General features: G+C 59.2%; 5 protein-coding genes. 2 read left to right on the top strand and 3 right to left on the bottom strand.

Going from position 1 to position 7266, the window contains the following annotated elements:
• The first annotated feature begins 261 nt into the window (after window positions 1-261).
• Window positions 262-1098: a tRNA cyclic N6-threonylcarbamoyladenosine(37) synthase TcdA gene (gene tcdA, locus G5253_RS18880; RefSeq protein ID WP_266134925.1), complete on the top strand. Its 837-nt coding sequence runs from the start codon at window positions 262-264 to the stop codon at window positions 1096-1098.
• A gap of 21 nt (window positions 1099-1119) precedes the next feature.
• Here the strand turns inward: tcdA and G5253_RS18875 are convergent, their stop codons facing one another.
• Both G5253_RS18875 and G5253_RS18870 read right to left on the bottom strand, forming a co-directional pair.
• Window positions 1120-1554, bottom strand: a complete 435-nt coding sequence (locus G5253_RS18875; protein WP_266134926.1) for a SufE family protein — start codon at window positions 1552-1554, stop codon at window positions 1120-1122.
• 13 nt (window positions 1555-1567) lie between these two features.
• Complete coding sequence (locus G5253_RS18870; protein ID WP_266134927.1) at window positions 1568-2788, bottom strand: aminotransferase class V-fold PLP-dependent enzyme; 1221 nt, start codon at window positions 2786-2788, stop codon at window positions 1568-1570.
• A gap of 180 nt (window positions 2789-2968) precedes the next feature.
• Here G5253_RS18870 and rep point away from each other — a divergent pair, with 180 nt between their 5' ends.
• Window positions 2969-4981: a DNA helicase Rep gene (gene rep / locus G5253_RS18865; protein ID WP_266134928.1), complete on the top strand. Its 2013-nt coding sequence runs from the start codon at window positions 2969-2971 to the stop codon at window positions 4979-4981.
• A gap of 2 nt (window positions 4982-4983) precedes the next feature.
• Here rep and G5253_RS18860 read toward each other — a convergent pair whose 3' ends face one another.
• Window positions 4984-7260 carry a putative bifunctional diguanylate cyclase/phosphodiesterase gene (locus G5253_RS18860; protein ID WP_421204021.1) on the bottom strand — a complete coding sequence of 759 codons (2277 nt, stop codon included), beginning with the start codon at window positions 7258-7260 and terminating at the stop codon, window positions 4984-4986.
• Window positions 7261-7266: the final 6 nt, after the last annotated feature.

Below are 7266 nucleotides of genomic sequence, written 5' to 3'. Positions count from 1 at the left end.
GAAGTGAAACGCGGTAGCGCCGATGGTAGTGTGGCATTCGCCATGCGAGAGTAGGACACTGCCAGGCACCCAATACAAGAAACCCCGCTCTATGAGCGGGGTTTTTTATTGCCTGCAATTCAGAAAATCGTCAGATAACTGACCTTTTATTCCCTCTTCCCTGCTGTTTTCTCCATTTTTCCTCCTCGATTTTCTCCGGTTCTGCCATCGCCGCTGGCGGTGGTTGTCGTTATAATGGCCGCCCTCAAGCAAGGTGGTGGTATGAAAGCAGAATATCTACAGCGATTCGGGGGCATTGCCCGTCTTTATGGTCAGAGCGCGCTGCGTTCCTTTAGCCAGGCCAAGATCTGTGTGGTGGGGATCGGCGGTGTGGGCTCCTGGGCAGCCGAGGCGCTGGCCCGCGCCGGTATCAACCAGATCACCCTGATCGACATGGACGATATCTGCATCACCAACACAAATCGCCAGATCCACGCTATGCAGGGTACGGTCGGTCGCCTCAAGACCGAGGTGATGGCCGAGCGCATTCGCGCCATCAACCCGGATTGCGAGGTGATCGAGGTAGACGATTTCGTCACCGCCGATAATCTGGCCGAGCATATCAAGCGGGAATTTGACTATGTGGTGGACGCCATCGACTCGGTCAAGGCCAAGGTGGCGCTGATAGCCTTCTGCAAACGTAACAAGATCCCGGTGATCGTCGCGGGTGGTGCCGGCGGGCAGATGGACCCGACTCAAATCACCGTTGCCGATCTGGCCAAGACCATCCAAGACCCGTTGGCCGCCAAGGTGCGTTCCGACCTGCGCCGGTTGCACAACTTCAGCAAGAATCCGGCGCGCAAATTCGGAGTGGAGTGTGTTTTCTCAACCGAGCAGCTGAGCTATCCGGATGGCAATGGTGGCACTTGTCAGGCTAAGGCAGCCAGCGATGGCACTATGAAGATGGATTGCGCCTCCGGCTTTGGCGCTGTGACGCCGGTGACGGCAACCTTTGGGCTGGTTGCCGCGTCCCGGGTATTGAAGAAGATTGCCGAGCGGGGTACCCGCGCCGAGAAAGAGGCCGGGAATGAAAACGCCGGGTCGATTAGCGCAGCCTAATCGACCACTGGACAAGGCGGGTTAGACCGCTTGTTCCCGGATCGCCAGCACGATCGCTCTGAGTCCGTTACCTCGTGACGGGCTCAAGTGTTTCTCAAGTCCCAGTTCGGTGAAATACCCTTCCATATCAAAAGCCTGGATCGCCGTAGACGATTGGTGGTTGAGTGCCGCCAGCACGATGACGATAAGGCCCCGCACGATACGGGCATCGGAATCACAGGCAAAGTGCCAGCAGCCATCCTCGCTTTGTTCTCCTTTCAGCCAGGCTAGGCTTTCACACCCCTTGAGGCGGAACTCCTCCTGCTGCCATTCGCCGGGTAGCTCCGGCAGCTGTTTACCGAGCTGGATGATGAGCCGGTACTGGTTCTCCCAGCCGTGAGCGGCGGCAAACTGCTGGCGGATGGTGTCGGCGTTGGGCTCAAGGCCAATCTGGGTATAGCTTGCGAGGTCACTCATTCGGTTATCTGCCTTAGAAGAAGTCACTGAGTTTGTGCAGGGCGGCCAGCAGGGCGTCGACATCATCCCGATTGTTGTAGCAAGCCAGCGAGGCGCGCATGGTGCCGCCTATCCCGAGCGATTCCATCAGCGGCATGGCGCAGTGATGGCCGACTCGCAGGGCGATACCCTGCATGTCGAGCAGGGTAGCAGCATCTTGCGGGTGGATGTCGTCGAGCAAGAAAGAGACCGCACCGGCGCGTTGGCTGGGTTCGCCGACCAGACGCAGCCCCGGCACCTGTTGCAGGCCAGCCACCAGATAGTCGGTCTGTGCCTGCTCATGTTGGGCGAGCCATTCCCTATCTTGCGCCATCACAAAGTCGATGGCGGCGGCGAGGCCGATAGCGCCAGCGATATGGGGAGTGCCCGCCTCGAACTTGAAGGGCAGGGTATTGAAGGTGGTACCGCTGAAACTGACCCGATCGATCATCTCGCCACCTGTTTGCCAGGGCGGCATCCGCTCCAATAGCTCGGTGCGGCCCCACAGCACGCCGATGCCGGTCGGGCCATAGAGCTTGTGGCCGGAGAAGGCATAGAAGTCGCAACCGATGGCCTGTACATCCACCTCGAGATGAGCCACCGCCTGGGCGCCGTCGATCAGCGTCACGGCGCCAACCGTTTTGGCGGCCGCCACCATCTCTTTGACTGGATTGACGGTGCCAAGGGCATTGGATACGTGGGCCACGCTCACCAGCCGGGTGCGTGGCCCCAGCATGGCGTGATAGGCGGCCAGATCGAGATCGCCCCGCTCATCAAGGGGGATAACCCGGATCACCGCGCCGGTGCGCTGGGCGACCAGCTGCCATGGGACGATATTGGCGTGGTGCTCCAGGGTGCTGAGGATGATTTCATCCCCCGCCTTGAGCTCGCTCATCCCCCAGCTCTGGGCTACCAGATTGATCGTTTCCGTGGTGCCGCGGGTCCAGATCACCTCTTGGCTGCGGGGTGCATTGATGAAGCGGGCGACCGTCTCGCGGGCGGCCTCGAAGGCGCGGGTTGCGCGACCACTCAGCGCATGGGCTGCGCGGTGCACGTTGGCGTTGTCGGCCCCATAGTAGTGAGCGATGGCATCCAGTACCGCTTGCGGTTTCTGGGTGGTGGCGGCGTTGTCCAGATAGACCAGCGGGTGGCCGTTTACCTCCTGCGCCAAGGCCGGAAACTGGCTGCGCAGTTGGTCATGCTGTTGCTGATTCATGCTCCCCTCACTATCTGGAAAAAGTCATCATTTCGAAGGTCGGCCATGATCCTGAAAATAGCGCCCGAACACAAGGTGCGATAAGCCCGATGAGCGGCTGCCCGCTGTGCAGCAGGTACGGCTCATCGGGTGATTTCTGGTACAATGCCGCCCCTCATCATAAGCCAAGAGATCCGGCCCATGAAGCTCAACCCCAATCAGAACGAAGCGGTCAAGTATGTCTCCGGCCCTTGCCTGGTGCTGGCGGGTGCCGGATCGGGCAAGACCCGCGTCATCACCAACAAGATTGCCTATCTGGTACAGCAGTGCGGCTACAACGCGCGCAACATCGCCGCCGTCACTTTCACCAACAAGGCGGCGCGGGAAATGAAGGAACGTGTCGGCCAGACTTTGGGCCGCAAGGAGGCGCGGGGGCTGATGGTCTCAACCTTCCATACTCTGGGGCTCGAGATCATCCGCCGCGAGCACAAGAGCCTGAATCTCAAGGTCAACTTCTCCCTGTTCGACGATACCGATCAGCTGGCGCTGCTGAAAGAGTTGACCGAGGCGGAGCTCGACAACGACAAGGACAAGCTCTCGGCCCTCATTACCCAAATCTCCAACTGGAAGAACGACCTTATTCTGCCTGCCCGCGCCATGCGTATCGCCCGCGGGCCGGAAGAGGTGCTGATGGCCCAGCTCTACGAGCGTTATCACCGCCAGATGGTGGCCTATAACGCGCTGGATTTTGACGACCTCATCGTGATGCCCACTCTTTTGCTCAAGAGCAATCAGGAGGTACGCGAGCGCTGGCAGAACAAGATCCGCTATCTGCTGGTCGATGAGTATCAGGACACTAACACCAGCCAATACGAGCTGGTGAAGCAGATCGTCGGCGAGCGTGCCCGCTTCACCGTGGTGGGGGATGATGACCAGTCCATCTACTCCTGGCGAGGTGCCAAGCCGCAGAATCTGGTGCTGCTGAGCGAAGATTTCCCCAGCCTCAAACTGATCAAGCTGGAACAAAACTACCGCTCCAAGCGGCGGATCCTCAAGTGCGCCAACATCCTGATCGCCAACAACCCGCACGTCTATGACAAGGCGCTCTTCTCCGAGTTGGATGAAGGGGTGAAGCTCAAGGTGCTGTTCGCCAAGAACGAGGAGCACGAGGCGGAGCGGATCGCTGCCGAGATGATGGGCCACAAGTTTATGAACCGCACCCGGTTCAAGGATTACGCCATCCTCTATCGGGGCAACCATCAGTCGCGCATCTTCGAAAAGGCGCTGATGACCAACCGGATTCCCTATCGTATCTCCGGCGGCACCTCGTTTTTCTCCCGTACCGAGATCAAGGACATCATGGCCTACCTCAAGCTGCTGGTGAATCCGGATGAGGACACTGCCTTCCTGCGGGTGGTCAACCTGCCGCGACGAGAGATCGGCCCCACCACCCTCGAAAAACTGGGTCAGTATGCCAATCAGCGTGGCAAGAGTCTGTTTGCCGCCAGCTTCGAGCTGGGGCTGGAACAGCACCTCTTCGGCCGTGGCCTCGTGGCCCTGCAGGCCTTTACCAACTGGCTGGTACGCCTTGGCGATCAGGCGCTGCGCGGCAATCCGGTGGAGGCGGTGCGGGACATGATCAAGGAGATCCACTACGAAGAGTGGCTCTACGAGACCTCCCCCAGCCCGAAAGCGGCCGAGATGCGGATGCAGAACGTTTCTACTCTCTATCGCTGGATCACCGAGATGCTGGAAGGGGATGAGCTTGAGGAGTCGATGACGCTGGCTCAGGTGGTCACTCGCCTCACCCTGCGCGACATGATGGAACGCAACGAAGGTGAGGATGATGCGGATCAGGTGCAGTTGATGACGCTGCATGCCTCCAAGGGGCTGGAGTTCCCCTATGTCTATATGGTGGGCATGGAGGAGGGCTTGCTGCCCCACCAGACTAGCATAGATGAAGACAACGTGGAGGAGGAGCGACGTCTCGCCTACGTGGGGATCACCCGGGCTCAGACCGAACTGACCTTCACCCTCTGCAAGGAGCGGCGTCAGTTTGGCGAGTCTGTACGGCCAGAGCCAAGCCGCTTCCTGCTGGAGCTGCCGCAGGATGACCTTGAATGGGAAAACCAGAAGAAGGTGACTGCCGAGGAGCGCCAGCAGAAGGGGCAGGTCGGTGTTGCCAACCTGCGGGCGCTGTTCAAGAAGGATTAACCCTAAGGATTGGCCGGGGTCAGTAGCGGCACTATATCTGCTCCCGGCATGGGCGGTGAGATATAGCGCCCTTGCCCGATCCGGCAGCCGATATCAATCAGCTTCTGCAATTGCTGCTGGTTCTCGATCCCCTCGACTACCAGGGTGTAATCGAGATCCTGACAGATATCCCGCATGGCGCGGATCAGCGCCAAATCTTTGGGTGATTGCAGCATCCGCTGGGTAAAGCTGTCATCCACCTTGATGTAATCCACCGGGAAGTGGAACAAGGCGTTGAGGGAGGAGAAGCCGGTGCCGAAATCATCGAGGCTGATCTGGATACCCTTGGCGCGCAGCTCGTGCAGGGATGCCAGCGCATCGGAATCTTGCCGCGACAGCTCCCGCTCGTTGAATTCAAAAATCAGATAGCCGGGGGCGACACCTTCCTCTTCGATGATCCCCATCAGTCGCATGATGTGGTCATGGTTGACCAGATGCTTACCCGACAGATTGATGGCGACCTTGAACTTGCTCTGCCCGGAGATTGGCAGCCAGTTCTTCAGTTGCTGACAGGTGTGGCGCAGGATCTGGTAATCCAGCTCCAGTATCAAGCCGCACTGCTCTGCCAGCGGAATAAAGTCGAACGCATCCTTCAGAATCCCCTCCTCGGTCAGCCAGCGCGCCATCACCTCCAGTCCGGTCAGGCGGCTATCCTGCAGCCGGATCACCGGTTGGAAATAGGGGACGATACGCCCCTCCCGCAGGGCTCTGGCCAGCATCTCTTCCGGCGAATTCCAGTTCTGGTTGATGCAATCATCCGAGTAGCTGACGATGCGGCTGCGACCATTGCGTTTGGCCTGGTACATGGCCAGATCGGCCTGATGGAGCAGCTGGCTGATATCTGAGGTTTGCTCGGATACGCTCGATACCCCCAGGCTGACGGTAATGCTCAACTCGTTGCCGAGTAGCCGGAACGGGTAGGAGAGGCGGCTGATGATGCGGTTCAGTACCGGGCTGATGTCATCGTCGCTCTTGCTGCTGTCCAGATAGATGACAAACTCGTCGCCCCCCAGTCTGGCCACCAGATCGTTTTGTCGGATACAGGTCTGCAGGCGGCGGCTCACCTCCTTGAGCAGCTGATCGCCAGCGCTGTGGCCGAGGGTGTCATTGATCTGCTTGAAATGATCCACATCGATAAAAATCACCGCGAATCCCGGCGATTTGTAGCGGTTGTAGTGGGTCATGGCATGGTTGAGGTGGTTCATCAACAGCGCGCGGTTGGGCAGTTGGGTCAGCGGGTCGTGAAGCGCATCGAATTGCAGCCGCCGTTCCAGCTCCTGATGCTGCTTGAGCTGCTTTTGCAGCCTGAGGTTGGTCTGACGCAGCTGTTGCAGCCGCTGGTTGATGGAGTCTTCGGTATTGATGTCGTTGAGCTGCTGGCGGATCCGTCTCAGCTCCAGCAGCAGGGTGAGCTGACCACGCAGGAAGTCGAGAAACAGCTTGTCGTCGGTCTCCAGCGGTTGAGCCGTGCTGATGATGAAGTGGGCGAAGTACTGTTGTTGCAGCCGCAGCGGCATGCTGTGCCAGTAGCGTGACTCCCTGCTCACCTCGATATTGCTGGTGCTGTGGCACAAGCCGCTGATGAACTCGTCTCCCTGATGGGGATGGGCGGGGTAGATCTTTTCCAGCTTCTGACTGGTTAGCCTGACCAGCAGCATGTCCTCGATGGTGAGCATCTGGCGCAGTACAGCTTCAAGTTGGGAGAAGAGCGCCTGGGCCGGCAGGGTATTGGCGAGCCGCATGATGCGGCTGATGCTCTCGATTTTCTTTTTCCAGTTCGGGTCTTTGCGGATCAGCGGTGAAGGGAGCTCGGTGAGATGGGATCCCGCCTGGGTTTCGGTCAGCCGTTTGGCCAGACACTCCAGCAGCAGACGCAGGGTTGGCAGGTCGGCGGGGGTGCCACGCGCCAGCAACCACTGTATCTGGCCATGCTCGATGGGGAAGACGCACCACCCTTCGGCCTCATCCAGCTGGGTGAGCTGATCGGTGATGCGGGACTGCTCCCGGCCCAGCTGTTGCTTGAAGATGTCGCTGACCTTGTAGGCGTAAAGCCAGTTCAGACCGGTATCGGAGAGGCCCAGCATGCCGAAATGTTGCAGCGGGCAGAGTTGGTCAATCTGCTGGATCAGGGCATCGTAATCGTCAGACGTGGCGGTTTGTGGCGCCGGGAAGTCCATAATGGCAGAGACCAACGCCAACAGAGGAGTTGAGTAGTGGGGTTCGATGGATTGGGACGACATGTGCAA

The sequence above is a fragment of the Aeromonas sp. 602658 genome, from assembly GCF_049173005.1.
Lineage (GTDB): Bacteria > Pseudomonadota > Gammaproteobacteria > Enterobacterales > Aeromonadaceae > Aeromonas > Aeromonas veronii_A.
Note: the sequence above shows the minus strand (reverse complement) of the source record. Positions and strands in the feature narration are given on the sequence as shown.